Here is a 26,605-nt window from a genome sequence, read left to right on the forward strand (position 1 = left end):
GCTTTGCCGAGGGCGCGCTTACTGCGACCACCAATCCGTTCGTGGCCCAGAGCGATGATGTGTTCAAGGATGGTGAAACCCAGACCGTCAGCGTGACCGATGCCGGTAGCCACAACTTTGAAAACCTGAACACCAGCGCGACCACGACCGTCATCGTGAGCGATACCGTCGACACCGTGAAGGCCGAGTTGAGCATCTCGCCGAACCCTGCGGTGGAAGGCCAGGCGGTGACCTACACCATCACCCTGACCGGTCCTGCCGGTGCCGACCTGACCCAGCATGGGGGCCTGGATATCGAGCTGAGCAACGGCAAAGTGGTGCACATCGCAGCTGGGCAGATCAGTGGCTCGCAGTCGGGTGTTCTGGCGGACAACGTCTATGTCGGCAGCAGTGCCCCAAGCATCGCCATCAATGGCATCACCGAGCAAGGCACGGGCAAACAGGTCTTTGAAAACCTGGTCAAAGGCGACCCGGTGACCCTGCAGATCACCGACGAGCCGGGTACCCCAGGCAACCCTGGCACTCCGGGCACGCCGAATGGCGGCGATGCAGTGACGCTGACCCTCTCCGGCAATGCCGTGCAGGAAGGCAACACCACAACCATCACCGGCACCCTGAGCCACCCGGCAGGCCAGGCCTTCACCGTCACCCTGAGCAACGGCCAGACCCTGACCTTCGCCAAGGACGCCACCACCGCAACCACCGCACCGTTCGTGGCGCAGAGCGATGATGTGTACCGCGACGGCGAAACCCAGACCATCAACGTGACGAATGCAGGCACCCATAACTTCGAGAACTTGAACACCAGCGCCACCACGACTGTCACGGTGAGCGACACCGTCGACACCGTGAAGGCCGAGCTGAGTATCTCGCCGAACCCGGCGGTGGAAGGCCAGGCGGTGACTTACACCATCACCCTGACCGGCCCGGCCGGTGCCGATCTGACTCAGCACGGTGGCCTGTCCATCGCACTGAGCAACGGCGAGGTAATCAACATCCCAGCGGGCCAGATCAGTGGCTCGCAGTCGGGTGTTCTGGCGGACAACGTCTATGTCGGCAGCAGTGCTCCAAGTATCGCCATCAACGGAATCACCGAGCAAGGCACCGGCAAACAGGTCTTTGAAAACCTGGTCAAAGGCGACCCGGTAACCCTGCAAATCACCGACGAACCGGGCACGCCAGGCAACCCTGGCACCCCAGACACGCCGAATGGCGGCGATGAAGTGACGCTGACCCTCACCGGTAATACCGTGCAGGAAGGCCACACCACGACCATCACCGGCACCCTGAGCCATCCGGCAGGCCAGGCCTTTACCGTCACCTTGAGCAACGGCCAGACCCTGACTTTCGCCAAGGACGCCACCACCGCGACCACCGCACCGTTCGTGGCCCAGAGCGATGACGTATTCCGTGACGGCGAAACCCAGACCGTCAGCGTGACAAATGCGGGCAACCACAACTTCGAAAACCTGAACACCAGCGCGACCACGACAGTCACCGTGAGCGATACCGTCGACACCGTGAAGGCCGAGCTGAGCATCTCGCCGAACCCGGCGATGGAAGGTCAGGCGGTGACCTACACCATCACCCTGAGTGGCCCGGCCGGTGCCGACCTGAGTCAGCACGGTGGTCTGTCCATCGCGCTGAGCAACGGAGAGGTGATCAACATTCCTGCGGGCCAGGTCAGCGCTTCGCAAACCGCTAACCTGGCGGATGACGTCTATGTCGGCAGCAGTGCTCCGAGCATCGCCATCGACGGGATCACCGAGCAAGGCACCGGCAAACAGGTCTTTGAAAACCTGGTCAAAGGCTACCCGGTAACCCTGCAAATCACCGACGAACCGGGTACCCCAGGTAACCCTGGCACCCCGGGTACGCCGAATGGCGGTGATGAAGTGACGCTGACCCTCACCGGTAATACCGTGCAGGAAGGTCACACCACGACCATCACCGGCACCCTGAGCCACCCGGCAGGCCAGGCCTTCACCGTTACTCTGAGCAACGGTCAGACCCTGAGCTTCGCCAAGGACGCCACCACCGCGACCACCGCACCGTTCGTGGCCCAGAGCGATGACGTATTCCGTGACGGTGAAACCCAGACCATCAGCGTGACAAATGCAGGCACCCACAACTTCGAAAACCTGAACACCAGCGCGACCACGACCCTCACGGTCACCGATACCATCAACACCGTGACGGTCGTGCTGAGCGCTTCGCCCAACCCGGCAGCCAAGGGCCAGGAGGTGACCTACACGGTCAATCTGGAAGCGCCGGCTGGCATGAGCGCAAGCAACCATGGCGGCCTGACCATCAAGCTGGACAATGGCCTGACCATCATGGTGGCGGCGGGCAGCACCACCGGCACGGTGAAAGGTGCCATTCCCGACGGTGTCTTCGTGGGTGGCGGCAGCGTGTCCGTGGGCATCGACCAGATCACCCAGAATGGCACGGGTAGCAAGGTGTTCGAGAACCTGGTCCCGGGCGCCAGCGTTGCGGTGGGCATGACCAATGCCACGCCAACCATCACTTCGGGGGCCGCGCTGGTGTCCGAAGAGGGGCTGATCGGCGGGAACAAAGATACCGTCGGTTCACCAGCCGACCAAAGCGACAGCAAGTTGTACGCTGGCAAGCTGACGGTCAGCGATATCGATACGCCGTCGGCCAACCTCTCGGTCAGCCTGGCAGCACCATCGACAGCGCTGACGTCCTCTGGCCAGAGTGTGCAATGGGCGTTGTCCAATGGCGGCAAGACCCTGACCGGCACGGCCGGTGGCAAGGACGTGATCGAAATAAGGATCGACAACGCCGGCAACTACACCGTGGAGCTGAAGGGGCCGCTCGACCATCCGAACCAGGCGGCCGAGGATGTACTGTCCCTCAACGTTGGTGTCAGCGTTTCCGACGGCAGCACCTCATCGACCGGCACGCTGACGATCAGCGTCGAAGACGACAGCCCGACCTTCGCCACCAGTGACAATGCCGGCATGTGGAACACTGTCGGGTACACGGCGGTTGGCGACACGCACTTCCTGGCGGGCGGTGATGGCGTGGGCACGCTGAAGTTCGGCACCATCGTTGGCCTGCCTTCGGGCTGGAGCAGCAAGGCAACGGATGCAAGCGGCACCACGGTGGAAGTTTTCGACGGTACCACGAAGGTGTTCACGCTTGCCTTGGGAGCGGATGGGCACTACACCGTCACCCAGAACAGCATGCGTGAAGGTAGCCGAGATACGTTCAACCTGGAAAGTTTGAAATCCGGGAATACCTCAACCCTGCCTGTCACTTTCAACAGTGGCATAACGGCCACCTTCGAAGCCTTGGCCAGTGCTACAGGGAAGCCGACGATCAACGTCGGCAATGGGCTGGGGGTGGGTAACAACCACTTCTCTGCCAACGAAAAGTTCTCCGTGGCGTTCACCGATGCCCTGCAGCACGCCGTCTCGATGAAAGAAGTCACGCTAGGCATTGCGCGGCTTCAGGTCAGCGGTGACGTCAATATCGTCGCCTCCTACAAGGACGCCAATGGTGTTGTGCATGAAGCAACGAAGACGTACACCATCACCTCTGGCTCCGACTCCATAAAGATTCTGGCCAGTGACTTCGCGGGCCTTGCCGGGCACGCCTTCGACACGATTACCCTGGCGGCCCCGAGCAAGAGTACGCTTGACACCACCTTCACCAAACTGACCTATGTAGAGGAGAAACCTGCCAGCGACCTGAACTTCACGGTCCATGTCATCGGCACCGACCACGATGGTGATTCGGCAAGCAGCTCGTTCGTGGTGACATCCCATGGTGACGCAGCCTCGTCGGCGTCGATGAGCACGATGTCGCTGATGGCGAGCGACACATCGGACAGCGCCTCCACGTCCCTGCTTGGCAGCGAGGACCACATCGTGTTCGTGGGGGCAGGGGACAGCACCGTCACCGGCAGCAGCGGCATCGCCGAGTCCTTCGTGTGGACGGCAGGTGATACCGGCCATGACGTGGTCAGGAACTTCAATGCTGAAGAAGGCGACCGCCTGGACCTGAGTGCCCTGCTGCAGGGCGAATCGCTGTCGGCCATCGACAGCTACCTGAAGATCACCACGGTCGATGGCGAGTCGACCTTGCAGGTCAGCACCCAGGGCAAGTTCACACCCGGCGGTGACACCAGCAGCGCTGACGTGTCGATCAAGCTCGAAGGTGTGAACTGGTCGAACACCACGGTCAGTTCGCTGGTCAGTGGTGGTGATCCAACCATCAAGATCGACCACTCCGGGCAATGAGCCACGCCCCGCGGCGGCCGCCAGGCCGCTGCAAGGTTCCCCCCGGCGGCCTGTTTCGATGAAGGGCGTGACGCTCAGGCTGTAGGCCGTCAGAGTGGGCTTGCCGATGGTGAGTCAGGTGTCTTCTGTGGTTATTGTTGAATCCCCTCAAGTTTCTCGACTGCCTGTGCTGGCCCATTCGCGGGCACGCCCGTTCCCACAGGTACTGTGCAAGTCTTGAGTACCGTGAGGATCCTGTGGGAGCGGGCGTGCCCGCGAAAGGGCCAGCACAGGCAACACACCTCTCATGGCTTGGCGCAAAGTCCGGGTCTCGCTAGACATCGCCCACAGGTTTTACTGCAGGGTCACCGGCTTCATGCCATCCGGCAGCTTTTGAATAGCTGCCTCCATCCGCGCGATCGGTGCCGCGAGTTCGTCCGCTTCCTTGTCCTTGCCCTCCCTTCTCAGGCGATCACGCTCAAGGCGCAGGTTAAGCAAATTCTTCTGCAGCTTCAGGGCCGAGGTATTGAACGGATCCATGCTTTTCTCACGCTGTAGGCTTCCGTGCCGTTGTAGGAAAACTGGACCGTAGCAGCTCGAATTTGCTGGAGAAACTGATGTTTCATACAGGCAAATCTCACTACTTCGATTCTTCCTACACTGCGAGGTAAAAGATCCTACAAGCCGCATTTCAAATCGTGTCTTTCAAATTCGCCTCAACACCGCGCGGTAGCTGGGCACAAGCGGTTTTCGACAATGCAGGCCCTCGACGCGGCTCAAACCAGGGCCTGCCGTTCCTTTCGAAACCTTATGTAGCAATTGCCGCCCCGCAAGCTACAGGTGGTCCGCATCCACCACCGCCTGGGTGAACGCCTGCGGCGCTTCCTGCGGCAGGTTGTGGCCGATGCCGCCGCTGATCAGTCGGTACTCGTACTTGCCGGTAAAGCGCTGCGCATAGGCTTCGGCTGGCGGGTGCGGGGCGCCGTTGGCGTCGCCTTCCAGGGTGATGGTCGGTACGCCGATGCTGGGGAAGCTGGCCAGTTTGGCCTCGAGCGGGTCGAAGCGCGTTTCGCCCTGGGCCAGCCCCAGCCGCCAGCGGTAGTTGTGCACGGTGATCGCCACCTGGTCGGGGTTGTCCAGGGCCTTGGCGCTGCGCTCGAAGGTGGCGTCGTCGAAGGCCCACTTGGGCGAGGCGGTTTGCCAGATCAGCTTGGCGAAGGCATGGCGGTTCTTTTCATAGCCGGCCTGGCCGCGCGCGGTGGCGAAGTAGTACTGGTACCACCACTGCAACTCGGCACTGGGGGGCAGGGGGGCCTTGGCGGCTTCCTGGCTGCTGATCAGGTAGCCGCTGACCGATACCAGTGCCTTTACCCGCTCTGGCCACAGCGCCGAGACAATGTCGGCGGTGCGTGCGCCCCAGTCGAAGCCGGCGAGCACGGCACGCTGGATATGCAGCGCATCCATGAAGGCGATCACGTCGCTGGCCAGTGCCGAGGGCTGGGCATTGCGTGGGGTTGCCGCAGACAGGAAGCGGGTCTGCCCGTAACCACGTACGTAGGGCACCAACACCCGGTAGCCTTTTGCCGCCAGGGCGGGTGCAACTTGCTCGAAGCTGTGAATGTCATACGGCCAGCCATGCAGCAGGATCACCACCGGGCCATCGGCCGGGCCTTGCTCTACGTAAGCCACATCGAGCACGCCAGCGTTGACGTGTTTCAGCGGGCCAAAGTCATCCGCCGCTGCGGCGGCTGGCTGGGGCTGCTGTGGTGCAGCCGTGGCCATGTTGGTCGCCAGCAGGCCAAGTGGCAGCAGGGCACAGGCGAGCAGCGTACGGCTGAAGCGGCGTGTCAGGGCGGTGGTCGAGTGGCGGGCAGACATCGGGCATCTCCTTGGCGAAGCCATCGGTGCGGGTTGATGGGTGTCAGTAAAGATGACGGCTGTATCGCGGATGTGTCCGCTCGGCCCGTAGGAAACGTTCTTGTGTATCAGGTCTCAATTTGTACACATGAAGATACAAACACCGGCTCGCAGCGGGTTTTGCCGCTTCTGCTACGATCGATAAGTTTTCCCGGCCAAGGAGAGGCCCATGCATTACGTTGTGATTGAACCTCACCGCAGTGAGTACCCGCGGCCCATCCGCTTCGCCAAGGGCACCTTGCTGAACATTGGCCCACGCTACGAGGGCGAGCCAGGTTGGCAGGACTGGTACCTGTGCACCTGCACCGGCCAGGAGCCCGGTTGGGTGCCGGCCCAATTGATCGAGCGGCTCAGCGTGTGCCAGGGCAGGGCGCTGGACCACTACTCGGCGCATGAACTGGATGCCGACCCGGGGCAGTTGGTGCAGATGGTGCGCCCGCTCAATGGCTGGGTCTGGTGCAGGCGCCACGGCAGCGATGAGTTCGGCTGGTTGCCTGCGCAGAAGCTTCAGCAGCTGACCTGATGTACGCGTTCGCTCCAAGTACGCAGCGCTTGTGGGAGCGGCCTTGCGTCGCGAAAGGGCCGCAAAGCGGCCCCGGCAATTTTGCGGGATGCATCGAACCCCTGGGTCCGCTGCGCGGCCCTTTCGCGACGCAAGGCCGCTCCCACAAAAGAACCGGTGCCCTCACATCTGATCCGCTTTTTTTCCATAAACCTGAATCTGTAACGGTATCAGCCCAAGCCCGACAATATGCCCATTCCCGCATCACACTTGTAGAGGTTCCAATGGGCAAGCTCGCGCTATTCCTGGGTGGTTTTCTGCTGCTGACCATTCTGATCGGTATTCTTGGCACCATTCCGCCAAGCTGACGTTAACCACCTATATCCCTCGCGGCCTGCCTGTCCTTCGGGCGGGCCCATTCCTCTTCATTGTTGGCCGATTCACCCTACCGATTTGTACGATAAGTCGTTCTTTGCACTGGGAAAACTGTCCACAAAAAACGTGGGTAGGTCTGTGGATAAAGTGCTGCAAGCCAGGCCCGCGGCGGGCTCTGTTAAATTGAGCAGAATTTGAACAGCCATTTCAGGGCGTTGTTTCAGTAGGCCAGGCCGGCGCGGCGCAGGGCAGCCAGCAGGTCGCGTACCCGCGCCGGCAGCTCGCCGGCGGGGTACACGGCATGCATCTGCGGGTCGTGGCCGTTGCTGGAGGTCAGGCGGTACTGCGGGCATACCCGCACCAGCCGCCCGGCCTTGACCTGCGCTTCGCCGACCCAGGCGGCCAGGCGGGCGATACCGGCACCGGCCAGGGTGCTGTGGTACACCGCGTCACCTGAGTCCAGGCGCAGCCTGGGCCTGGGGCGCAGGCTGGTGATCTGGCCGTCGCGGCAGAAGTGCCAGGCCTTGAGGATGCGCGGGGCAGTGTGCAGGATCAGCGCGTGGCCTTCGAGGTCCTCGGGTTGTTGTGGCGTGCCGGCCAGGGCCAGGTATTCAGGGCTTGCATACAGGTGGCGCTGGTAATCCCACAGCGGGTAGCCGATCAGCTCGCTCGACTGCGGAAAGGCACCGCGCACCACGAAGTCGAACTTGCCTTGCAGCGGGTCCAGGGCCCCGTCGCTGTACTGCACGTCCAGGGTTACCTGGGGGTGGCAGCGGGAAAACTCGGCCAGCACCTGGGGCAGTACATGTTCACCCAGTACCTGCGGCACGGCGAAGCGGATCCAGCCTTGTGCACTGCCGCTGAGCGCGGCCAGTTCGTCGGCGGCATCACGTTGCACATCCAGCAAGCGTTCGGCGTGTGGCAGCAGGCGCTCCCCGGCTTCGGTCAGGGTCACGGCATTGGCGTTGCGGTTGAGCAGTTTGCTCCCGGCGTTGTCTTCCAGGGTTTGTACCGCGCGGGTGACCGCGCTGGGTGAGCGCCCCAGGGCGCGTGCGGCGGCGACGAAGCTGCGCTTGTGCGCCACGCTGACGAACGCCTGGATTTCCCGCAGCATGTCCAATGCCATTGCCTGCTCCTCGTTGCAGTTTTTGCAATATGGCATTTCAACACAAGCGCGGCACTTTGATTAGCCTTGCAGCGTCTTCACTGCCTGGAACCGCGTCATGATGGATATCGCTGTGCTTTCCGTGTTCGCCTTCGCCGCAGGGCTGATCGACGCCGCCGTGGGTGGCGGTGGGCTGATCCAGATCCCGGCCTTGTTCAACGTGCTGCCCACCGCGCAACCGGCGGCATTGCTCGGTAGCAACAAGCTGGCGTCGGTGTGTGGCACGGCCTTCGCTGCGCGTTCGTTCATCCGCAGGGTGACGCTGGACTGGGGGTTGATCGTGCCGGCCGCGCTCAGTGCCTTCGTCATGTCGTTCGCCGGTGCCGCCACGGTGTCGCTGGTGCCGCCCAGCGTGATGCGCCCGGCGGTGCTGGTGCTGATCGTGCTGATGGCCATCTACACCTTCTGCAAGAAGGACTTCGGCACGCTACACAAACCCACAAGGATCGGCCGCAAGGAGCAGTGCCTGGCGGTGCTGATCGGTGGCGCGATCGGCTTTTACGATGGCCTGTTCGGGCCGGGCACCGGCAGCTTCCTGATCTTCCTGTTCATCCGCTTCTTCGCTTTGGATTTCCTGCACGCTTCGGCGTCGGCAAAGGTGGTGAACATCGCCACCAACCTGGCGGCACTGGTGTTCTTCGTGCCATCGGGTAACGTGCTGTACGCCATTGCCTTGCCCATGGCGGCGTGCAATATCCTCGGTGCGCTGACCGGTACCTGGCTGGCGGTGCGCAAGGGCGCGGGCTTTGTACGCGGGCTGTTCCTGGTGCTGTTGTGCGTGCTGATCGCCAAGTTGACGTGGGACTTGCTGGCCGGCTAGTTCACATCACCTGGCGTTGCGGCTCGGCCTGCTCGACGCGGTTGCGGCCATGGGCCTTGGCTCGGTACAGCGCCTGGTCGGCGCGCGCCAGCAGTTCGTCGAGGGTGGGGGCCGGCATGTCGGCGGCACAACCGGCCAGGCCGATACTCACGGTAATCTGCAGGTGTTGGTCGGCCTGCACCACATGCAGGTCCTGCACGGCGCGGCGCAGGCGTTCGGCAGTGAACTTGGCCCGGTCTGGTGCCAGGCCCGGGAGGACCACGACAAATTCCTCGCCGCCCAGGCGGGCGAACAGTTCGCCATCGTGCAACTGGTCCTGCAGGGTGCCGGCGAACTGGCGCAGTACCTGGTCACCGACCGCATGACCGTGGGCATCATTGATCGACTTGAAGTGGTCGATATCCAGCATCATCAGGGTCAGCGGCAGCGCCTGGGCGTGTTGCTGGCGGCTTTCCAGCAGCGCGTTGGCGCGGCGGGTGAAGGCGCTGCGGGTGAGTGCGCCGGTGAGGTGGTCGATGGTGGCCTGATGCGCCAGGCGGGCCATCAGGCTGCGGTTGGCCTGGCTGACGCAGGCCACCACCAGCGGCCCGAGCACCAGCATGGCGATGCCCAGGCGCGCCGACATCAGCGTGGTTACCCCGGGCTCGCTTTGCGGCACGCTGAAATGCATGAGGTTTTGCGCCACCGCCACGATCAGCGTGCTGCCGGCGGTGAGTGTCAGCAGTGAGACCAGGAACGGTGAATAAGTCCAGGCGCACCACAGCAGCGCGGCAATCGGGAAGGCAATGGCCCCGGGGCCGCCGAAGGCAATGCTGGACGCCAGCGAGGCCAGCAGCATCAACAACGGCGCCAGGCGGATGGCCTGGGCGCCACCGCGCACCAGGGATCGCGCCGAGGGCGCCGTCAGCAGCACTGGCAGCACCAGCACGCTGGTCGAGAACTGTTCACTGAACCAGGCCAGCCAAGTGGCGCGCAAGGACTGTTCGAACCACGGCGCGGCCATTGCCGCCGCCATGCTGGCCGCCACTATCGCCCCAGCGGCACAGGCGCCGAACACGCTGAGCACGCCGTGGGGGGTACGCATGCGCCGGTGCAGGCGCGGCAAGCGCGAGAGCAGCAGCCAGAGGGTGACCACCACGCCCAGGTTGCACAGGTTGAACCACAGGGCCGGTACCCAGGCGCTGCCACACAGCAGGTCGGCGCCGACCATGGCCAGCCAGACCAGGGCAAAGCCCGTCAGCGTGGCCTGGCGGGGGTAGCGCAGCAGCACGCCGGCCAATACCGCATTGACCGGCCAGAACAGCGACAGGGATTCGATCGGGCGGGCCAGGATGCCGCCCAGCGTCAGGGCGAAGGTCAGGCCGAGTAGAACGACGTAGTGCAACAAGCGCGATTGGGCTGGAAAAACCATGGGCTCGACCGGCAAAGCGGAAACGAAATCCAGGACAACGGCTTGAAGCACCTGGGGCAATTGCGCATAAGTGTGTTTCGTCAGAGGACTTGATGTCAATCTGCCGCGATCGGTCGAGATAATGCCAAATTGCCTTCATTCGAGATGTGTCACCTCACAGCCCGAAGAACCACGGCACCATCAACACGGTCACCAGCATCACCAGTACGGTGAACGGCACGCCGACTTTGACAAAGTCGGCGAAGCGGTATTGTCCCGGGCCCAGTACCAGCGTGTTGACCGGCGATGACACCGGCGTCATGAACGCCGCCGAGGCGGCCAGCGCCACGGTCATGGCAAACGGGTAGGGCGACATGCCCAGCTGCGTGGCGGTGCTGACGGCCACGGGGGCCATCAGTACTGCAGTGGCCGTGTTGGAGATGAACAGGCCGATCACCGCCGTGACCGCGAACAGGCAGGCGAGGATGGCGCTGGGGCCGGCACCGCCCAGCACGCTGACCAGGCCGCCCACTGCCAGGTCGATGCCGCCGGTTTTCTGCAGTGCCTGGGCAAAGGGCAGCATGCCGACGATCAGCACCAGGCTTTGCCAGTGGATGGCCCGGTAGGCGCTGTTCATGTCGATGCAGCGGCCTGCGCCCATCAGCAGGCATCCGATCAGCGCGGCAATCACATTGGGTACCGCGCCGCTGACCATCAGCCCGACCATCACCGCCAGGCTCAGCAGCGCCTGTGGTGCGCGGGTGCGGGCGGGCGCGACCAGGTCGATTTCCGCGGGCAGGCTCAGTACCAGGAAGTCCTTGGGCTTGCCTTGCAACTGGCGCACGGCCTTCCACGGGCCGACTACCAGCAAGGTGTCGCCCAGGCGCAGCTTTTCTTCCACCAGCTGTTCTTCGATCGCCACCTGCTCGCGGCGCAAGCCCACCACGTTGAGGTCGAAGCGAGTGCGGAAAGCCAGTTCGAGGATGCTCTTGCCGAGCAGTTTCGAACCTGGTGGCAGCAATACTTCGGCCATGCCCAGCTCCTGGGACTGGTCGATGAAGTAGGCGGCCTTGAAGTGCAGTGGCTCCAGTTGCATGGTCTGGCACAGGCTGCGCAGGTCGTCGCGGTTGGCGAACAGGTCGAGCAGCAGCACATCGCCCTGGTGCAGCACGGTGCTGGAGTCGGCGGCGATCACCCGCGTGGTGAACTTGTGCTGGCGCTCGATACCGATCACGTTGGCGCCATGCCGGGTGCGCAGCTCCAGCTCGCCCAGGGTATGACCGATCAGCGGCGAGTGGGGGCGGATGCGCAGGCGCCGTTCGCGGCCGTTGAGCTTGTAATCCAGCACCAGGTCCAGCAGGGTGCGGCGGCTTTCGACGCGGCCGTCCTTGCGCACTTCGCCATTCAGCCAGTGCCGGGTCAGCAGCATGTAGCCGATGCCCAGCACCAGCACCACCAGGCCGAACGGGGTGAAGCTGAAGAAGCTGAAGCCCGCTTCGCCATGGCGCACCAGTTCGCTGTGCACCACCACGTTGGGCGGTGTGGCCACCAGGCTGAGCATGCCGCTGATCAGGCCGGCGAAAGCCAGCGGCATCATCAGGCGGGCGGGTGATAGCTGCAGGCGTGCGGCGATGCTCAGCACCACCGGAATGAAAATGGCCACCACGCCGGTGGAGCTCATCATCGAACCCAGCCCCGCCACGGCCACCATCAGCAACACCAGCAGGCGCGCCTCGCTGTTGCCGGCCCGCTCGCTCATCCATTCGCCGATACGGTAGGCAATGCCGGTGCGCACCAGGCCTTCACCGATCACGAACAGGGCGGCGATCAACACCACGTTGGGGTCACTGAAGCCGGCCAGCGCCTGCTCCACGGTGAGGATGCCCGACAGCGGCAGGGCGAGGATCACCAGCAGCGCGACCACGTCCATGCGTGGGCGGTTGATGACGAACAGGGTGATGACGATGGCCAGCAGGCCGAGGACCCAGAGCAGCTCTTGGTTCATGGGGAGGGGGTGTTCCTTCACACGGGGGCACGATAGACAGTAGCAGCAGTGTGCCGGATTGCGGTGAAGGGGGTGTTGATGTGCTGCAACAAAAAGGGCCGCTAGGCGGCCCATCGCTGGCAAGCCAGGCTCCCACAATGACTGCGCATGGCTTGAGGTCAATGCGGTCGAGGGGGGAGCTGGCTTGCCCCGGTGATGGGCTGCGCAGCAGCCCCTCAGGTCACCGGATCAGTGACGGTGACGGCGGTGCTTGCCGTTGTTGTCGCCCAGGTGGTTGCCGATGGCACCACCGGCTGCGCCACCCAGGCCAGCGCCCACGGTGGAGCCGGTCTTGCCGCCTACCGCACCGCCCAGCAGCGAACCGCCGGCCGAGCCCAAGCCACCGCCGATGGCGGCTTCGGTACGGTTGCCCTTGCGTGCACCTACCGCACTGCCGGCTGCGCCGCCGAGGCCGGCGCCGATGGCCGCCCCCGTTTTGCCGCCGATCTGTTGACCGACAACGTTACCCAGAACACCACCCAGGCCACCGCCAATGGCGGCGGTACCGTCACCGGCGAAAGCGCCCTGGCACAGCAGCAGGCCGAGGGCAAGGGAAGGCAGAGTCAGACGCATGATACGAACCTCAAAGGAATCATCAGGTTAAGGTGCCGCGCAACGGGCGGCGGGCCAGGGTTGAAAAAGACGCTTCAGCGGTAGTAGCGGTCACCACGGTATTGACGATTGTCATCATCGTCGTCGCGGTCATGCCGATGGTGGTGGCGATGGCCACGATCGCGATCACGGTCACGCCAGCCATCGTCGTCGTCATGGTAGCGATGGCTATGGCACCCTGCTGTCAGCAGGACAACGGCAATCAGCGAAAGGCTTGCAAGACGGGTCATCACGATATAGGTCCTTGATCCGCAAAGGTTTACGGCACACCCTCTGAGACTGGAAAGGATCCATTTGGTTTCGCTGGCAGGCAAAAATTTGTCGTGCCAGCGATGAGCGGCGGGGAAAATGTGGAATCAGTGGGTTGGCTGAATTGCCAGCACCACACCGTTGGTGATCTGCACCAGCACGTAGCGCCCTCCCATGTCTACCCAGTGACTCTCCTTTTCCGGCGCTGGCAGGCCCTTGGTTTTCCAGTCCTTGATTGCCTGGTCATCGCGTTTGTACTGGTCGGGTGCCTTGTCGCCGACCTTGAGCTCGCGGTTGTGGGTTTCTGGCGCGGTGATGCTTTCTTCGCCGGAGGGGGCTGCGGTGGCAGCGAGGGGCAGGCAGGGAAGGGCGGCGAACAGCAGGTAGTGCAATTTCATGACGTTCTCCTTGTGGCGGAATGCCTTATCTGCGACAGCCACCTGCGCGTGACAATTCACTCGCGATGCTTGCCAGTGCTAGAGTCGCCTTCTTTTTTACCCTGAGGATGGAACATGCGTGCGATTCTGCCGATGGCCGCGGCGCTGATGCTGGTCGGTTGTGCTTCTGCGACCATGGAAACGGCCCGCGGCGGCAAGCCGACCGCGCAGCTCGACTCGCACAAGGCGCCGGAACTGGTAGCCCAGTGCATCCAGTTCAGCTGGCAGGAGGAGAAGGTGTTCGGCGACGACGCCAGTGGTTATCTGGAACCACGCAAGCAGGGTGGGTTCACGGTGTATACCCGTGAAGCCGAGGCGTTCGTGGATGTGTATCCGCAGGCGGGTGGGGCGCGGGTGGATTACTACGCGCAGAAGAACGACGGTGTGGCCCTGCAGCGCCGGGCGGCAGCGGCGACCTGCCTGTAACGGCTGGCGACTGCACATGGCTGGCTGACTTGGCAGGAGCTCTGTGGGGTCGGGTGGGAGCGGGCGCGCCCGCGAACACCGGCGTAGCCGGTGCCAGCCACCGCGTTGTTTCTTCGCGGGCACGCCCGCTCCCACAGTGACCGCGCCAGCATTACAATTTTTAGCAAGGCTTTTGTGTCGCTGGGAGATTGGTGGAGGCTAGCATGAGCCCCCACGAATCAAGGAAGACACCATGGACCGCTCACTGCAACTCAACCGCGCCAGCTGGGATGAACGTGCCCCGCTGCACGCTGCTTCCAACGACTACGAAGTCGAACGGCTCGTCCAGCATCCCGAACACCTTTCCGAAACCGTACGCTTCGACCTGCCGTTGCTTGGCAATATCGACGGGCTCAACGCCGTCCACCTGCAGTGCCACATCGGTACCGATACCCTCTCGCTGGCGCGCCTTGGCGCCAAGGTCTGTGGCCTGGACTATTCCGCGGCTTCGCTGGCCGAGGCGCGGGCGCTGGCCCAGCGCTGTGCGGCACCCATCGCGTATGTCGAGTCTGACGTCTACGCCGCCGACAAAGTGTTGCCGGCCGGCACGTTCGACCTGGTCTACACCGGCATCGGCGCGCTCTGCTGGCTGCCTCGCATCGAGCCGTGGGCGCGTACAGTCGCGGCCCTGCTCAAGCCGGGCGGGCGGTTGTTCCTGCGCGACGGGCACCCGATGCTGATGGCAGTCAACGAAGACCACCAGGACCGCCTGCAACTCGAATACCCGTATTTCGAGCACGAAGAACCGACGGTGTGGCACAACGACCAGACCTACGTCGAAACCGAGCAGCGCCTTTCCCACACCGAAACCCACGAGTGGAACCACGGCCTGGGCGAGGTGATCAGCGCCTTGCTGGCCCACGGTCTGCAGCTGACCGCCTTGGTCGAGCACCAGAGCATCCCCTGGGAGGCGCTGCCGGGGCAGATGGTCAAGGGCGACGACGGTGAATATCGCCTGCGCGAGCAGCCCGCACGCCTGCCCCTGAGCTACACCCTGGTTGCAGTAAAAGCCTGATCAGGACAGGTAGCCACCGTCGACATTGAGCGCGGTACCGGTGGTGTAGCTGGAGGCATCGCTGGCCAGGTACAACACGGCGCCGGCCATTTCCTTGGGGTCGGCCACGCGCTTGAGCGGGATCTGCTGCAGCGCGGCATTGAGGATGGCGTCGTTCTTCACCAGTGCCGAGGCGAACTTGGTGTCGGTCAGGCCCGGTAGCAGGGCGTTGCAGCGGATCCCGAACGGCGCGCATTCCTTGGCGAAGACCTTGGTCATGTTGATGACCGCCGCCTTGGTCACCGAATAGATGCCCTGGAACAGGCCGGGCGAAACCCCGTTGATCGAAGCCACGTTGATGATGCTGCCGCCACCATGCTCGCGCATCAGCTTGCCGGCCTCTACCGACATGAAGAAGTAGCCACGGATGTTCACGTCCACGGTCTTCTGGAAAGCTCCTGGGTCGGTATCCAGCACGTTGCAGAACTGCGGGTTGGTAGCGGCGTTGTTGACCAGGATGTCCAGCCGCCCGAACTGTTCGCGGATGCCGGCGAACACCTGCTGGATCTGCTCCAGCTCACCGATGTGGCAGGCCACCGCCGTTGCCTTGCCACCGGCGGCGATGATGGCGTCAGCCACCTGCTGGCAACCGTCGAGCTTGCGGCTGGACACGATCACATGGGCACCTTGCTGGGCCAGCAGGTGGGCGATGGCCTCGCCGATGCCACGGCTGGCGCCGGAAACGAAGGCAATCTTGCCGTCGAGGTCGAACAGGTGGGTCTTGGACATGCTGTTTTCCTTGTTATCCGTCGTCGAGGTCGGGGCTCAGAGGCTGGACTTGGCGATGACCTGCAAGGTCATCTGCTCCAGCAAGCGGTTCATGTGGATGAACTGGGCGAAGCGCTTATCCTGGGTCTGGCCGTGGTAATAGCGGTAGTAGATCTGCTGGACGATGCCGGCCAGGCGGAACAGGCCATAGCAATAGTAGTAATCGAAGTTGTCCAGGCGGATGCCGGCGCGCTCGGCGTAGTAATCGACGAACTGGCGGCGGGTGAGCATGCCCGGCGCGTTGCTCGGCTGGCGACGCATCAGCTGCACCGGCGCCGGGTCATCGGCCTCGATCCAGTAGGCCAGGCTGTTGCCCAGGTCCATCAGTGGGTCGCCGAGGGTGGCCATTTCCCAGTCCAGCACACCGATGATGCGCATGGGGTTGTCGGCATCGAGGATCACGTTGTCGAAACGGTAGTCGTTGTGCACGATGCCGGGCCGCGGGTGGTCGGCGGGCATTTTCTCGTGCAGCCACGCGGTCACCTGTTCCCAGCGCGGGGCGTCAGGGGTCAGGGCCTTTTCATAGCGGCTGGTCCAGCCCTCGATCTGGCGCTGCACATAGCCTTCCGGTTTGCCCAGGTCGGCCAGGCCGCAGGCGTTGTAGTCCACCTGGTGCAGTTCCACCAGGCGGTCGATGAAGCTCTTGCACAGGGCCTCGGTGCGGTGGGCGTCAAGGTCCAGCTCGGCCGGGATGTCCGAGCGCAGGATGATGCCCTTGACCCGTTCCATCACGTAGAACTCGCCGCCGATCAGGCTGCTGTCGGTGCAATGCACATAGGCCTTGGGGCAGTAGGGGAAGCCGCTGTTGAGCTGGTTGAGGATGCGAAACTCGCGGCCCATGTCGTGGGCCGACTTGGCCTTCTGCCCGAACGGTGGACGGCGCAGCACGAAGTCGCGGCCCGGGTAGCTGACCAGGTAGGTAAGGTTGGAGGCGCCGCCAGGGAACTGGCTGATGCTCGGCAGGCCATCCAGGCCGGGGATGTTGGCTTTGAGGTAAGGGTCGATGACAGCCGCGTCGAGTTCTTCGCCGGGGCGTACCTGGGTGGACTGGTCGGTGAGCGTCATGCGTTTTCCTTATTCTCGATCGCAAGGACTATTGGCTAATCTAATGGTCCGCTGGGGATGGGACAAGCGTGCCAGATGCCATATAGGTGAGGGTGTTGCTGCCTGATCAACTGCCTTGATGAAGCGACTGCCCCTATCGCCGGCAAGCCAGCTCCCACAGGTACAGCGGCGTTCTGCAGGCAGATGCTGACCCTGTGGGAGCTGGCTTGCCGGCGATAGGGCCCGAACAGGCGGGCAAAAAAAAACCGAAGCCGGTCAGGCTTCGGTTTTTCGATCATCCGCTATTTCCAGCCCTCAGGACGGGAAAAGCTCGCTGAGCTTCATCGACAGCATCATGTCGCCTTCAACGCGCAGCTTGCCGCCCATGAATGCCTGCATGCCGTCGGTTTCGCCGCTGACGATACCCTTCAGGGTTTCGCTGTCCATTACCAGGGTGCAGTTGGCATCCGGGTTTTCGCCTTCCTGCAGATCGCAGGTGCCGTCCTTGACGATCAGCGCGTAGTGCTTGTCTTCGTCGGTGATGTTGAAGCCGAACACCAGGTCCAGGCCGGCGGCAGCGGATGGGTTGAACTTCTCTTGCATCTTTTTGACGGCATCAGCTACGGAGGTCATGGCGCATTCCTTATAGAGTGATTTACACGTCCCCGCAGGGACACAACAAGCCGGGCTCATCGATAGGTGACAAGCTCCGGCGCCCTCAACAGCTGCACATGGGCCTGGCTGTTGAAGGAAGCCAGTGCCACGTCGCGGCCGCGGAACTTCAGCTGGCTGAGCGACGTGTTGATGATCTGCCAGTTCAGCGCGAACGCCTGGCCGGGGGTGATACGGGTAACCAGGTGGAGCAGGGCGGCAATGGTGCCGCCCGAGGTGAAGATGGCGATATTGTCGCCGCTACCGGCGGCATCCAGTACGCGCTGCAGGCCGCCTTGCACGCGGGCGGTGAACGCCTGCCAGGTCTCCAGGCCATCGTCGGCATGTTCGCCATCGTGCCAGCGCTGCACCATCAGTGCGAACAGGCGCTGGAACTCGCTGCGGTGCTGCGCGCCATTGCGCAGGATGTGCAGGGCGTCAGGCTCCTGAGGCAGCAGCCCGGGCAACAAGGCGCGGATCACACCATCGGCATCGAACTCATTGAATGCTGCATCGGTCTCAACAGCCGGCACCGGGCAGCCATTGGCGTGCAATGCATCCAGTGCCAGGCGCGCGGTATCCTGCTGGCGGCGCAGGTCGCCTGCCACGCAGCGGTCCAGCCTTACACCGAGCTGGGCCAGGTGCTCACCCAGGGCCTGGCTCTGGCGCACGCCCACGGGCGAGAGGACATCGTAGTCATCGGCGCCGAAGGAGGCTTGGCCATGTCGGATCAGGTAGAGGTTGCCCACGAAAGGTTCCGGCCTGTTGGAGGTTGCTGCGAGGTTAGGATGCGGCACACGGGCTGTCAACGAAAAAACATACAAGCGTTTGAAAAGGTTGTTTGAAAGGTGTTGCCAGCGTTTGCCACGGCTGGCAGCACCTCAGGCGCAACGGTATGCTTGCTACAGTTACGCGCCGTAGTGGCGCAAGTCTTTAAGGAGTCAACGTGGAGTTTCTTGCTGAATACGCAAGCTTTCTCGCCAAAACCGCCACCCTGGTCATCGCCATCCTGATAGTGCTGTCGGCCATAGCCGGGCTGCGCGGCAAGGGGCGGCGCAAATCGGGTGGGCAATTGCAGGTCACTCGCCTGAACGAGTTCTACAAGGACCTGCGCGAGCGCCTGGAATCCGGCCTGCTCGACAAGGCCCAGCTCAAGGCCTTGCGCAAGCAGCAGGCCAAGGCGGAAAAGCGGCAGAAGAAGGGCAAGGCCGAGGAAAAGGGCCGGGTCTTCGTGCTGGACTTCGATGGCGACATCAAAGCTTCTGCCACCGAAAGCCTGCGCAACGAAATCACCGCGCTGCTGACCCTCGCCACCCCGCGTGACGAAGTGGTGCTGCGCCTGGAAAGCGGTGGCGGCCTGGTGCACAGCTACGGCCTGGCTGCATCGCAGCTGGCGCGCATTCGCCAGGCCGGCATCCCGTTGACCGTGTGCATCGACAAGGTGGCCGCCAGCGGCGGCTACATGATGGCCTGCATCGGCGAGAAGATCGTCAGCGCACCGTTCGCCGTACTGGGTTCCATCGGCGTGGTGGCGCAGCTGCCCAACGTCAACCGCCTGCTGAAGAAGCACGACATCGATTTCGAAGTGCTGACCGCCGGTGAATACAAGCGCACCCTGACCGTGTTCGGCGAGAACACCGAGAAGGGCCGGGAGAAGTTCCAGGAAGACCTGGACATCACCCACCAGCTGTTCAAGGACTTCGTTGCCCGCTATCGCCCGCAGCTGCACATCGACGAAGTGGCCACCGGCGAAGTCTGGCTGGGCGTCGCGGCACTCAACCGCAAGCTGGTGGACGAGTTGCAGACCAGCGACGAGTACCTCAGCGAACGCGCGCGCAACGCCAACCTGTTCCACCTGCACTACGCCGAACGCAAGAGCCTGCAGGAGCGAATCGGCATGGCTGCCAGTGGCACCGTGGAGAACACAGTGGTGGGCTTGTGGAGTAAACTCGGTCGCCTGCGCTAACACCTTGAACCCGTTGAAATTTTTTTTCGTTCAGGGGGTTGCAAGGTTAAAGGAATGAAGACATAATGGCGCCCATCGAAACGCAGCAAACTTTGAAAAAGGTTCAGCGTTTCAAGGAGATAGCGAAGCGCAAGCTGCTAGATCCGACCTTTGAGGCCGAGTAGCAAAGTGGTTATGCTCCGGATTGCAAATCCGTCTACGCCGGTTCGATTCCGACCTCGGCCTCCACCATTCGAAAGCCCCGCAACCATTGAGGTTGCGGGGCTTTTTTAATGCCTGCGGATTTTGTTGACCCCGGCCATTTGGGACAATCCTGGGGCTCACGGCTGATACCTCTCATCAATCCAGCGCCCAGGCGCCATAGCGGGTGTAGGTTCGGGTTGGGTTTCGTGCGGGGAAAGCTGGAGCTGGTTGCCGGCCTGCAGCTGGCTGTCGGGGATGCAACTTATGCCGTCGCGCCAGTCGAAACCGAAGGTCCAGCAGGTTGCGCCGCGCTCGTCGTCGTGGAAGACGTCAACACCTTTGGGCAATTCGCCTGCGCTGGCGCCGGTGGCCAGCAGCAGGAGGCAGAGGGCGAGGCGGGTCATTAATAGTCATCCCGGTTCAGTTCTTTGATGAAGTCGCCACCCGAGCACAGTCGCTCGTCTGCAATCGCGTCCACGCCATTGAGATCTTCCAGAGCAGTCTTGGCACGCTCCATGGCGAGCTGGGCATGTCCGAGCTGGTGCCGCTTCCTCACTTTGTAGGAATGAAGGGCCTTCGCTTTATCCGGATACGCAAACCGGCGCCTATCCCGTCAGTGCTAATCTCGTCGATATAGCGGAAGTGGTCCGGCCAAGCCGGTTGCTGTCTTCAGGCATGACTTCGTCCTTGGCCGCCATATCGCGGCAGTTGGCGAAAAAAGTTTAAGTTCTGGTGACTTTAATCTGTGGCGGGGTGTCCACCGGTCACGAGGAGTGCTTCGCTCCTCATTAGCGGTGGATCACATGAGCTCTATTAGCAAGGATCAACAGTTTCATGCGTACGAACTGCTTCGAAAGCTCGATACCTACACGGCTCAAACGATGAGTCAGGTTGTGTATGGTGTGACGTCCTCCTCCAGCTGGCGATCGGATTGCGACCAGCACCGACGCATTTTTGAAGAATGGATGGCTTTTGCTGCAACGATGCACCTGCCTGAGCCGCCGGACGAAGACTGATCGCCGCTTGTCCGATTCAGTTTTCAGTATCTCCCGCTGCGGTTGATAACCGCTTCGTGTTCGCTATTGTGAAAGTTCACCTATCGCATACAACTAAAGTCGTAGGAGATCGACATGAGGATACGCGGTGAAGTTTTCTGGCAATGGGCTGATCCTTCGCTTCACCACCGCACTCATGACGAGACCCTTGGCGATGGAACGCACATAGATGTACAGGTGCGACTGTCGCGCGCAGGTAACACGCAAATGTTCATTGGAGTCTATGCCTCGACGGGCATGGCCCTTCACGAGGAGGCGTTCGATTCCCGTCCCGGTGAATCAATGACCAGGGCTTTAGCCTGGGGCGTCGGACGGGCTCGCCGCATTGCCACAGAAACTCTCCCAAAATTCGACCAGGTAGCCTGCTCGTGATAGGGGAGAGGGGTTGCTGGTGCGTTTCGCGGTAGCCAGCCAGGAACAGCAGGTAGTCGCTGTGGGTGCGCTGGTCTTCGAAGTCATTACTGTCCTTGCGCAGTACTTGCTCGCTCAGGCCGAGCGGGTTGAGCCTGATGAACACATCGCGTGGGTCGGTGTTGCTGGACCGGTTTTCTGTGGGCTGGGAAAGCCTCAATTACAAGATGCGCGCCTGTCGCACGGAGGACGCGCAATGTCGGGAACTGATAGCTTTAAGAATCTGTACAAGAAGCTGGATGCCACGTCGAAAACTAGGTTTCATGCCTCTCGGCGCCTGCGCCTGCATGCGAAGCTTTCGACCTATACGGTCGTCATCCTGTCGGGTTGCTCGGCCCAGAGAGCTGCCACGTCCACCTTGATGACGCCGGCGACGTAGGATGGGCATACGCATCGGCGCTGAAGCCCAGCATGGACAGGGCTTTCTTGATGGCGTCGGTCAACGACTTCTTCGGCGCCTCACCATCAGAGGTCATGCCGTACTTGGTCTTGTACTGGTGCCGGGTGCACCCGTACTGCTCGACCTCGCCGCGCTGGCCGTCCTGCATGAACCAGAGCTGGATTTTGACGGTGTGGCCGATCTCCCGGCCCAAGCAGATTCGCTTGTCGCCTTCGCCGGAAAACACCTCGTGACCGTCGTCGAATCGCTCCTCAAGCACCTTCCAGCCCCAACCGATACCGACCGGGCCGAACATTTCGGTCGCCTTCATGACCGTCGCGGTGCCGTTCAGGTTGGTGATCTTCTGGCCGCCGACCTCGGCGTTCTTGGTGTAGCGGGTATCGGTGGTCTGCACCTGCTCCCAGATGCGCATGTTGGTTGTGGACATTGGAAAACCTCGCGCCAGGCCGGCGCCGTCAGTTGTAATAGGGGAAATGCCAGGTCAAGCCCTGATGTAGGCCAAGCGGCCTGGGCGTCGGCTATGGTTGTGCGCTCTGGCGGGCATTTGCGCCTCACCGGGACGCGAAGAAAAGCGGCGATAAATGCTTGCAGATGCTGCGTTATAGCGGCGGCGGATGGTTTGGTTTACGGATTTCTAAACAAAACTTGCAGGATTTTGCGTTTATTATGTTGGCATTTTTCAGTATCTGGCTCTAATTCCCACGGGTGCTTCAAATTCCCTGTATAGTGGCTGCGTAGCCGTTTTCTGCGGCTTCTCACTAAGAGGTAGCTTTTATGCACCAGGCCATTTCCCCAGAGACGCAGCGTGCCCATGAGCGCTTGAATGAACAGACTGACTTGTTCATCAAGCAGGGAGGCCAGATTGAAAGCGTTCCTTCTGGAGTCAGCGGCGTGCTAGCGAGCAAGCCGAAGGTCGTTTGGACGAACCCTCACACGGCCAAGCCGATTCACAAACGATAGCGCGCCCAGATGCACTGCTTGCTCGCTCCATGGTGAACGTGAGGGCACAACCGTGTTTGATGCGCCAAGTGATTCAGATATTGCCGTGCGGATTGGAGTGAGCGAGGCGGATGTAGCTCTTTACCGGGGTGATACATTTCGATTGAAAGATGGTTCGTGGCTCATCCATTTTTCCTTCGCAATGCCCCAAAAGCTACGGCAAAGCCTTACCGGCAGTTTCACCCTCCTTTTCAAAATGAAAGAAACAGGCGACAGGCGTATGAGTGAGCTGGATTGAGCATACGATCTGGATGCCAACTCAGCCCAAGCCCTGTCCCAGTGGTCCGCTTTATCTCTTCTGGAAGAGTGGGAAGCGCATACTCAAATAGCTCAGGACTTCTGAGCATTGAGAGGTGTGTATGTCCAGAGATAGGTATGGCGTAGATAGTGACAGACAGGTCAGTCAGCCAGCCGATAATGAGGGGCGGCTACAGAGATCAGTCGATCAGAGTGAGAGCGCTTTCCAAGAGAACTGTGACGACAATTTCGACAGCCCTCCCTTTCGAAGAGGGCAGAAGCAGGGCCCGCCGGACCCATCGAGGGTATCCCATGCAGAGCGTTATAGTTATCACAAGCGCCCATTGGAATAACGTTCAGCTGTAGATGGGCCTAAATGTAAAAGCCTGGCCCGGTGCCGGGCTCTTTGGGTGTTGATTTCGCGCCAAATGACCAAGTGGCGGGCCCGCTGGTAGGAGTTCACACCCGAACCTCGTAGCCCAAGGTCGACTCTCCGCAGATGCAGGCCCGGCAGTTCCAGGCCTGCGGATTTTCGATACTGGCCAGTTCGGCCTGGTGCATCGCGGCCGCGAAGGTCGGACCCTTGAACAACATCAGCACCCGGTCGCCGGGCATTGCCTGACTCTCGGGCAGTTCAGCGACCTGCTCATCAATGAGCGTGGTGATCAGTGGCGTTGTCATGCAGCCTCCTTGCGCCGAACGGCAATACGCCGAATGCGCTCGCAGTAATGTTTGAACTCGTTGGAGTCGATGACGAGGATCGAGGATGGAGAAGTAGGCGACGACCATCGTCTCGGCCTTCGCATCCTCCACCGGGCCAGACCCGGTAGAAGCATCGTCTCGATTGCTGCCTCGATGGCGCTCACCGCCACGCTGTGGGGATTCATTCCGCGTCCTCGGCCTGGGCCAGCACCGTTTCCTTGGCAAAAGGAGTGAGTAGCTGCCGAGCTATCTCTTCAAGCTGGCCCATCGCGAACTCATCCACCGCTTGGGCGAAGCGCTCGTAGGTCACGCCACGCTGGTGGAAGTTGCGCTGGAAGACTACGTTACGGCGCGCCAACAGCTCCGCGATGCCATCGTCGAACCAGCGCGCCTCAGCTTCCTCAGCCGCGCTCTCGCTCACCGGAGGCGGCAACTGGTTGTCGTACTGCCATTGTGCTGCTCGAAGTGCGCCCATGGCGGTCCTCCTACACAGATGGGGTGGATGGTAGGTTTGTTTGTGGGCGGGGTAAGTCGTGAATAGCGCTCGGATAAAGTCGCGTAGTGCGCTGATGTATGCAATTGCCTTAGAATGCTCGCCTTTCACCCCTCAAAGGAATGAATACGTGGTGAGCAATAACGCAATCTGCTGCCCGCAATGCCAAGGTCAAAACGTCCAGCTTCTGTCTATCATCCATGCTGCTGGCACTTCTCACATACAAGCAACCCACCAAGCGCAGTCCCAATCCGGATTCGGACCAAGCGTGACCGTTGAAACTTCAGGTCGGCATCAGACCAATTTGGCGGCAAGCGTCGGTCCACCTCCAGGTAAGCGCTTGCTTGGCCCGGTCATCCTTACGGGGGTTGGTGCAATCATCTTGTACGATGGCCTCAAGCTTATGAACACCTTCTGGGGCGTTGATTGGTCAAGGTTCTTCATAGGCGCGACATTTATCACCGTCGGTGTAATTGGATTCGTTCGCCACTGGAAATTCAACGTCGCACAGTACGACAAACTGGAAGAGTGGCGCCGCACTTGGATGTGCCACGCTTGTGGCACTCGATTCATTCCGTAAACGGTATTGAGAGGGCACCTGCGGGTGCCTTTTCTTTTGGCAGAGCTGTTCAGTATTGCGCTGGAGGAGAGGAACAATGCCGGACGCTATCGTCCCATGGCATCCGTATCAGCGAACCCTTGATCAGCCTAAATCCCCCTCAACGATAAGCAACTCACGACGATAGGCGCGTAATGCCATCGCCTTTGCTTGCGAATAGGCGGGATCGGCATAGCACGCCTGGGCCTGGGCATAACTGTCGAACTCGACCGCCAGCGCCCGTGTGCTGGTATGCGACTCGACCAGCGCTGTCGAATCGAGAGCCTTGAGCCTGGCGCCATAATGCTCGGCGATTGGCGCCCACAACCGGCCATATTCCTGCTGCGCCTGCGTGTCGGTAACAGCAGTCCCCAGAATGATCCAGTAACCTTTCATCAATTACTCCTGTTTGCATGTTCTGTACGAGAAGCCTGCCTCAGGGAGCCAGCCAGCAGGATTGCCACAATCCTTCATGGCGCAGGAAGCGCGCCCGTTGCTGAACGGGTCGTGTGAGATCCAGCCACTCCAGCGCTCGCGGCTCGATGCATAGGATTGCGAAGTGCTCGAAACCGCCCTGGATGCGTTCGTAGGCGACTTCAGGGCTTTCAATCACCTGCCCCGGCACAGCGCCATGACGGAACAATGCCTGTGTCTTGTCACGCGCCGTCGACCAGCAGCGTCGTCGATACTCGATGTCCTCGACCAGGGTGGCAAGCCCCTCCATGCGCACCTGGGTCAGGCCGCAAGGGCTCAGTGCCGTTAGTGCAACGCGTGGATCAACGGCAATCTGCGTGCATTTTGCCGAGCGCCTGTCCGCGTAAAAGTACAGCGCGCCTGCACGGGCGTCGGCATCTCGCAGTACAACTGTCCTGGAGACGGGCCATCCTTGCTCGTCCAGGGTGGACAGTTGCATGAGCCGATAAGGGTTGCGCACCGGGCCGACCGGGATCGCCAGTTGCGCCCATATGCTTTGAAACAGATCGTCCAGCATGAAAAAACCAGGCTCCATGAAACGAGGGCCGCAGCAGTGCTGCGGCCACGGACGATCAAATGCTGCGTGTTACGCCGCCATCGACCCTGATGTTCTGCCCAGTGATGTAGGCCGCGCCTTCGCTAGCAAGGAACGCAATGGTCGCAGCGATTTCTTCGCTGGTGCCGTAGCGCTTGAGCGGCACGCTGTCGCGGCGTTGCTCGGTGCTCGGCAAGCTGTCGATCCAGCCGGGGAGGACATTGTTGATGCGCACGTTATCGCCGGCGAAATTGTCGGCGAAGATCTTGGTGAATGCGGCAAGGCCCGAGCGGAATACCGCAGAAGTCGGGAACAGCTCGCTGGGTTCGAACGCCCAGGCAGTGGAGATGTTGATGATCACTCCGCTCTTCTGACGCTGCATGTAAGGCGTCACCAGGCGAGTCGGGCGAATGACATTGAGCAGGTAAGTATCCATGCCCTTGTGCCAATCCTCGTCGCTGATTTCCAGGATTGGCGCGCGTGGACCATGGCCGGCGCTATTGACCAGCACATCGATACGGCCCCACTTCTCCACGACAGCGTCGACCAGGCGTTGCAGGTCTTCAACCGACTGGTTGCTACCGGTTACACCAATACCGCCGAGCTCGGCAGCCAACGCCTCGCCCTTGCCCGAAGAGGAAAGAACCCCAACCTTGAAGCCTTCGGCGGCCAGGCGTCGTGCTGCCGCAGCGCCCATGCCGCTGCCACCTGCCGTGATAATTGCAACTTTTTCTACTGACATGCTGCCTCCAATCTCTCAATGCTGATTTTTCAGGTGCATTCACCTTAGCAGCAGCCCCATTGGTGAGGGA

General features: G+C 61.7%; 30 protein-coding genes, 1 tRNA gene and 1 pseudogene. 13 read left to right on the top strand and 19 right to left on the bottom strand.

Features of this window, described 5'->3' with window-relative positions; translation table 11 throughout:
* Window positions 1-4,268, top strand: a 4,268-nt coding sequence (locus RYH74_RS08385) for an immunoglobulin-like domain-containing protein (RefSeq protein ID WP_317409257.1), incomplete at its 5' end; no start/stop codon positions are given.
* A gap of 333 nt (window positions 4,269-4,601) precedes the next feature.
* Here the strand turns inward: RYH74_RS08385 and RYH74_RS08390 are convergent.
* Entirely contained in the window at window positions 4,602-4,787 is a 186-nt protein-coding gene (locus tag RYH74_RS08390; protein WP_025339711.1) for a hypothetical protein, read from the bottom strand.
* Window positions 4,788-5,081: 294 nt separating this feature from the next.
* Entirely contained in the window at window positions 5,082-6,125 is a 1,044-nt protein-coding gene (locus RYH74_RS08395; protein ID WP_317409258.1) for an alpha/beta hydrolase, read from the bottom strand.
* Window positions 6,126-6,333: 208 nt separating this feature from the next.
* On the opposite strand from RYH74_RS08395, the gene RYH74_RS08400 reads away from it, so the two are divergent.
* Together RYH74_RS08400 and RYH74_RS08405 are read left to right on the top strand one after the other, a co-directional pair.
* Entirely contained in the window at window positions 6,334-6,687 is a 354-nt protein-coding gene (locus tag RYH74_RS08400; protein ID WP_075045635.1) for an SH3 domain-containing protein, read from the top strand.
* Window positions 6,687-7,034: a hypothetical protein gene (locus tag RYH74_RS08405; RefSeq protein ID WP_286100136.1), complete on the top strand. Its 348-nt coding sequence runs from the start codon at window positions 6,687-6,689 to the stop codon at window positions 7,032-7,034. Before RYH74_RS08400 ends, RYH74_RS08405 begins: the two co-directional genes overlap by 1 nt.
* A gap of 227 nt (window positions 7,035-7,261) precedes the next feature.
* Here RYH74_RS08405 and RYH74_RS08410 read toward each other — a convergent pair whose 3' ends face one another.
* Window positions 7,262-8,167 carry a LysR family transcriptional regulator gene (locus tag RYH74_RS08410; protein WP_084785220.1) on the bottom strand — a complete coding sequence of 302 codons (906 nt, stop codon included), beginning with the start codon at window positions 8,165-8,167 and terminating at the stop codon, window positions 7,262-7,264.
* Window positions 8,168-8,264: 97 nt separating this feature from the next.
* On the opposite strand from RYH74_RS08410, the gene RYH74_RS08415 reads away from it, so the two are divergent.
* On the top strand, window positions 8,265-9,026 hold the full coding sequence (locus tag RYH74_RS08415) for a sulfite exporter TauE/SafE family protein (protein WP_025339707.1): 762 nt from the start codon (window positions 8,265-8,267) through the stop codon (window positions 9,024-9,026).
* Between the two features lies 1 nt (window position 9,027).
* Here the strand turns inward: RYH74_RS08415 and RYH74_RS08420 are convergent, their stop codons facing one another.
* From RYH74_RS08420 to RYH74_RS08440, 5 genes are all read right to left on the bottom strand, one after another.
* A complete protein-coding gene (locus RYH74_RS08420) occupies window positions 9,028-10,452 on the bottom strand; it encodes a GGDEF domain-containing protein (protein WP_075045633.1) in 1,425 nt (474 codons plus the stop codon).
* A gap of 139 nt (window positions 10,453-10,591) precedes the next feature.
* The gene (locus RYH74_RS08425; RefSeq protein ID WP_075045632.1) at window positions 10,592-12,421 is read right to left on the bottom strand and encodes an SLC13 family permease; all 1,830 of its coding nucleotides are present in this window, start codon (window positions 12,419-12,421) and stop codon (window positions 10,592-10,594) included.
* A 228-nt stretch (window positions 12,422-12,649) separates the two neighbouring features.
* Window positions 12,650-13,033, bottom strand: a complete 384-nt coding sequence (locus RYH74_RS08430) for a glycine zipper domain-containing protein (RefSeq protein ID WP_025339704.1) — start codon at window positions 13,031-13,033, stop codon at window positions 12,650-12,652.
* Window positions 13,034-13,107: 74 nt separating this feature from the next.
* The gene (locus tag RYH74_RS08435) at window positions 13,108-13,302 is read right to left on the bottom strand and encodes a hypothetical protein (protein WP_085590806.1); all 195 of its coding nucleotides are present in this window, start codon (window positions 13,300-13,302) and stop codon (window positions 13,108-13,110) included.
* Between the two features lie 126 nt (window positions 13,303-13,428).
* Entirely contained in the window at window positions 13,429-13,719 is a 291-nt protein-coding gene (locus tag RYH74_RS08440) for an RcnB family protein (protein WP_061551178.1), read from the bottom strand.
* Window positions 13,720-13,833: 114 nt separating this feature from the next.
* Between RYH74_RS08440 and RYH74_RS08445 the strand changes: the two genes are divergently transcribed.
* Both RYH74_RS08445 and RYH74_RS08450 read left to right on the top strand, forming a co-directional pair.
* Window positions 13,834-14,184, top strand: coding sequence for a hypothetical protein (locus tag RYH74_RS08445; protein ID WP_016498900.1), 351 nt, complete (start codon window positions 13,834-13,836; stop codon window positions 14,182-14,184).
* Window positions 14,185-14,416: 232 nt separating this feature from the next.
* Complete coding sequence (locus RYH74_RS08450) at window positions 14,417-15,238, top strand: class I SAM-dependent methyltransferase (RefSeq protein WP_085706466.1); 822 nt, start codon at window positions 14,417-14,419, stop codon at window positions 15,236-15,238.
* Here the strand turns inward: RYH74_RS08450 and RYH74_RS08455 are convergent, their stop codons facing one another.
* The 4 genes from RYH74_RS08455 to RYH74_RS08470 form a co-directional block, all read right to left on the bottom strand.
* Complete coding sequence (locus tag RYH74_RS08455; RefSeq protein WP_085615066.1) at window positions 15,239-16,006, bottom strand: SDR family oxidoreductase; 768 nt, start codon at window positions 16,004-16,006, stop codon at window positions 15,239-15,241.
* Window positions 16,007-16,042: 36 nt separating this feature from the next.
* On the bottom strand, window positions 16,043-17,110 hold the full coding sequence (locus RYH74_RS08460; RefSeq protein ID WP_137164348.1) for a phosphotransferase family protein: 1,068 nt from the start codon (window positions 17,108-17,110) through the stop codon (window positions 16,043-16,045).
* 294 nt (window positions 17,111-17,404) lie between these two features.
* Window positions 17,405-17,722 carry an SCP2 sterol-binding domain-containing protein gene (locus tag RYH74_RS08465; RefSeq protein ID WP_003257405.1) on the bottom strand — a complete coding sequence of 106 codons (318 nt, stop codon included), beginning with the start codon at window positions 17,720-17,722 and terminating at the stop codon, window positions 17,405-17,407.
* Window positions 17,723-17,778: 56 nt separating this feature from the next.
* Entirely contained in the window at window positions 17,779-18,489 is a 711-nt protein-coding gene (locus RYH74_RS08470) for a histidine phosphatase family protein (RefSeq protein ID WP_075045628.1), read from the bottom strand.
* Window positions 18,490-18,686: 197 nt separating this feature from the next.
* On the opposite strand from RYH74_RS08470, the gene sohB reads away from it, so the two are divergent.
* Window positions 18,687-19,706: a protease SohB gene (gene sohB, locus RYH74_RS08475; RefSeq protein ID WP_023662815.1), complete on the top strand. Its 1,020-nt coding sequence runs from the start codon at window positions 18,687-18,689 to the stop codon at window positions 19,704-19,706.
* Between the two features lie 154 nt (window positions 19,707-19,860).
* Window positions 19,861-19,934, top strand: a tRNA-Cys gene (locus RYH74_RS08480).
* A gap of 92 nt (window positions 19,935-20,026) precedes the next feature.
* Here the strand turns inward: RYH74_RS08480 and RYH74_RS08485 are convergent.
* Complete coding sequence (locus RYH74_RS08485; RefSeq protein ID WP_317409259.1) at window positions 20,027-20,293, bottom strand: hypothetical protein; 267 nt, start codon at window positions 20,291-20,293, stop codon at window positions 20,027-20,029.
* Window positions 20,294-20,692: 399 nt separating this feature from the next.
* Here RYH74_RS08485 and RYH74_RS08490 point away from each other — a divergent pair, with 399 nt between their 5' ends.
* Both RYH74_RS08490 and RYH74_RS08495 read left to right on the top strand, forming a co-directional pair.
* The gene (locus tag RYH74_RS08490) at window positions 20,693-20,905 is read left to right on the top strand and encodes a hypothetical protein (RefSeq protein ID WP_054572104.1); all 213 of its coding nucleotides are present in this window, start codon (window positions 20,693-20,695) and stop codon (window positions 20,903-20,905) included.
* 114 nt (window positions 20,906-21,019) lie between these two features.
* The gene (locus RYH74_RS08495) at window positions 21,020-21,316 is read left to right on the top strand and encodes a hypothetical protein (protein ID WP_054572103.1); all 297 of its coding nucleotides are present in this window, start codon (window positions 21,020-21,022) and stop codon (window positions 21,314-21,316) included.
* Window positions 21,317-21,741: 425 nt separating this feature from the next.
* On the opposite strand, the pseudogene RYH74_RS08500 reads toward RYH74_RS08495, so the two are convergent.
* Window positions 21,742-22,182 (bottom strand): annotated as a pseudogene (locus RYH74_RS08500) (Rad52/Rad22 family DNA repair protein); the annotation flags it as partial.
* A 347-nt stretch (window positions 22,183-22,529) separates the two neighbouring features.
* Between RYH74_RS08500 and RYH74_RS26460 the strand changes: the two are divergent.
* Both RYH74_RS26460 and RYH74_RS08505 read left to right on the top strand, forming a co-directional pair.
* The gene (locus tag RYH74_RS26460; RefSeq protein ID WP_015270896.1) at window positions 22,530-22,715 is read left to right on the top strand and encodes a hypothetical protein; all 186 of its coding nucleotides are present in this window, start codon (window positions 22,530-22,532) and stop codon (window positions 22,713-22,715) included.
* 52 nt (window positions 22,716-22,767) lie between these two features.
* Window positions 22,768-22,992, top strand: a complete 225-nt coding sequence (locus RYH74_RS08505; protein WP_085720552.1) for a hypothetical protein — start codon at window positions 22,768-22,770, stop codon at window positions 22,990-22,992.
* A 458-nt stretch (window positions 22,993-23,450) separates the two neighbouring features.
* Here the strand turns inward: RYH74_RS08505 and RYH74_RS08510 are convergent, their stop codons facing one another.
* Both RYH74_RS08510 and RYH74_RS08515 read right to left on the bottom strand, forming a co-directional pair.
* Window positions 23,451-23,672 carry a hypothetical protein gene (locus RYH74_RS08510; RefSeq protein ID WP_015270895.1) on the bottom strand — a complete coding sequence of 74 codons (222 nt, stop codon included), beginning with the start codon at window positions 23,670-23,672 and terminating at the stop codon, window positions 23,451-23,453.
* A gap of 202 nt (window positions 23,673-23,874) precedes the next feature.
* A complete protein-coding gene (locus RYH74_RS08515) occupies window positions 23,875-24,168 on the bottom strand; it encodes a hypothetical protein (protein ID WP_085720553.1) in 294 nt (97 codons plus the stop codon).
* Window positions 24,169-24,319: 151 nt separating this feature from the next.
* Here RYH74_RS08515 and RYH74_RS08520 point away from each other — a divergent pair, with 151 nt between their 5' ends.
* Entirely contained in the window at window positions 24,320-24,766 is a 447-nt protein-coding gene (locus tag RYH74_RS08520; RefSeq protein WP_180355391.1) for a hypothetical protein, read from the top strand.
* A gap of 123 nt (window positions 24,767-24,889) precedes the next feature.
* On the opposite strand, the gene RYH74_RS08525 is transcribed toward RYH74_RS08520, so the two are convergent.
* Genes RYH74_RS08525 through RYH74_RS08535 form a run of 3 tightly spaced genes read right to left on the bottom strand, consistent with a single transcriptional unit; the run spans window position 24,890 to window position 26,535 of the window.
* Complete coding sequence (locus tag RYH74_RS08525) at window positions 24,890-25,180, bottom strand: DUF1330 domain-containing protein (protein ID WP_015270891.1); 291 nt, start codon at window positions 25,178-25,180, stop codon at window positions 24,890-24,892.
* Window positions 25,181-25,220: 40 nt separating this feature from the next.
* Window positions 25,221-25,775, bottom strand: coding sequence for a pyridoxamine 5'-phosphate oxidase family protein (locus RYH74_RS08530; RefSeq protein ID WP_054572101.1), 555 nt, complete (start codon window positions 25,773-25,775; stop codon window positions 25,221-25,223).
* Between the two features lie 55 nt (window positions 25,776-25,830).
* Window positions 25,831-26,535 carry an SDR family oxidoreductase gene (locus RYH74_RS08535; protein WP_015270889.1) on the bottom strand — a complete coding sequence of 235 codons (705 nt, stop codon included), beginning with the start codon at window positions 26,533-26,535 and terminating at the stop codon, window positions 25,831-25,833.
* Window positions 26,536-26,605: the final 70 nt, after the last annotated feature.

The sequence above is a fragment of the Pseudomonas sp. LSJ-87 genome (genome assembly GCF_032971465.1).
GTDB classification, from domain to species: Bacteria; Pseudomonadota; Gammaproteobacteria; order Pseudomonadales; family Pseudomonadaceae; genus Aquipseudomonas; species Aquipseudomonas putida_Z.

Excerpts from the sequence above, each read along its gene's own strand:
- RYH74_RS08465 (WP_003257405.1), bottom strand. The coding sequence starts at position 17,722 with ATGACCTCCGTAGCTGATGCCGTCAAAAAGATGCAAGAGAAGTTCAAC.
- RYH74_RS08515 (WP_085720553.1), bottom strand. The coding sequence starts at position 24,168 with ATGGGCGCACTTCGAGCAGCACAATGGCAGTACGACAACCAGTTGCCG.
- RYH74_RS08430 (WP_025339704.1), bottom strand. The coding sequence starts at position 13,033 with ATGCGTCTGACTCTGCCTTCCCTTGCCCTCGGCCTGCTGCTGTGCCAG.
- RYH74_RS08535 (WP_015270889.1), bottom strand. The coding sequence starts at position 26,535 with ATGTCAGTAGAAAAAGTTGCAATTATCACGGCAGGTGGCAGCGGCATG.
- RYH74_RS08415 (WP_025339707.1), top strand. The coding sequence starts at position 8,265 with ATGATGGATATCGCTGTGCTTTCCGTGTTCGCCTTCGCCGCAGGGCTG.
- RYH74_RS08495 (WP_054572103.1), top strand. The coding sequence starts at position 21,020 with ATGAGGATACGCGGTGAAGTTTTCTGGCAATGGGCTGATCCTTCGCTT.
- RYH74_RS08460 (WP_137164348.1), bottom strand. The coding sequence starts at position 17,110 with ATGACGCTCACCGACCAGTCCACCCAGGTACGCCCCGGCGAAGAACTC.
- RYH74_RS08490 (WP_054572104.1), top strand. The coding sequence starts at position 20,693 with ATGAGCTCTATTAGCAAGGATCAACAGTTTCATGCGTACGAACTGCTT.
- RYH74_RS08455 (WP_085615066.1), bottom strand. The coding sequence starts at position 16,006 with ATGTCCAAGACCCACCTGTTCGACCTCGACGGCAAGATTGCCTTCGTT.
- RYH74_RS08395 (WP_317409258.1), bottom strand. The coding sequence starts at position 6,125 with ATGTCTGCCCGCCACTCGACCACCGCCCTGACACGCCGCTTCAGCCGT.
- RYH74_RS08510 (WP_015270895.1), bottom strand. The coding sequence starts at position 23,672 with ATGACAACGCCACTGATCACCACGCTCATTGATGAGCAGGTCGCTGAA.
- RYH74_RS08485 (WP_317409259.1), bottom strand. The coding sequence starts at position 20,293 with ATGACCCGCCTCGCCCTCTGCCTCCTGCTGCTGGCCACCGGCGCCAGC.
- RYH74_RS08410 (WP_084785220.1), bottom strand. The coding sequence starts at position 8,167 with ATGGCATTGGACATGCTGCGGGAAATCCAGGCGTTCGTCAGCGTGGCG.
- RYH74_RS08525 (WP_015270891.1), bottom strand. The coding sequence starts at position 25,180 with ATGAAAGGTTACTGGATCATTCTGGGGACTGCTGTTACCGACACGCAG.
- RYH74_RS08405 (WP_286100136.1), top strand. The coding sequence starts at position 6,687 with ATGTACGCGTTCGCTCCAAGTACGCAGCGCTTGTGGGAGCGGCCTTGC.
- RYH74_RS08440 (WP_061551178.1), bottom strand. The coding sequence starts at position 13,719 with ATGAAATTGCACTACCTGCTGTTCGCCGCCCTTCCCTGCCTGCCCCTC.
- RYH74_RS08425 (WP_075045632.1), bottom strand. The coding sequence starts at position 12,421 with ATGAACCAAGAGCTGCTCTGGGTCCTCGGCCTGCTGGCCATCGTCATC.
- RYH74_RS08400 (WP_075045635.1), top strand. The coding sequence starts at position 6,334 with ATGCATTACGTTGTGATTGAACCTCACCGCAGTGAGTACCCGCGGCCC.
- RYH74_RS08445 (WP_016498900.1), top strand. The coding sequence starts at position 13,834 with ATGCGTGCGATTCTGCCGATGGCCGCGGCGCTGATGCTGGTCGGTTGT.
- RYH74_RS08450 (WP_085706466.1), top strand. The coding sequence starts at position 14,417 with ATGGACCGCTCACTGCAACTCAACCGCGCCAGCTGGGATGAACGTGCC.
- RYH74_RS08530 (WP_054572101.1), bottom strand. The coding sequence starts at position 25,775 with ATGCTGGACGATCTGTTTCAAAGCATATGGGCGCAACTGGCGATCCCG.
- RYH74_RS26460 (WP_015270896.1), top strand. The coding sequence starts at position 22,530 with ATGCACCAGGCCATTTCCCCAGAGACGCAGCGTGCCCATGAGCGCTTG.
- RYH74_RS08435 (WP_085590806.1), bottom strand. The coding sequence starts at position 13,302 with ATGACCCGTCTTGCAAGCCTTTCGCTGATTGCCGTTGTCCTGCTGACA.
- RYH74_RS08390 (WP_025339711.1), bottom strand. The coding sequence starts at position 4,787 with ATGGATCCGTTCAATACCTCGGCCCTGAAGCTGCAGAAGAATTTGCTT.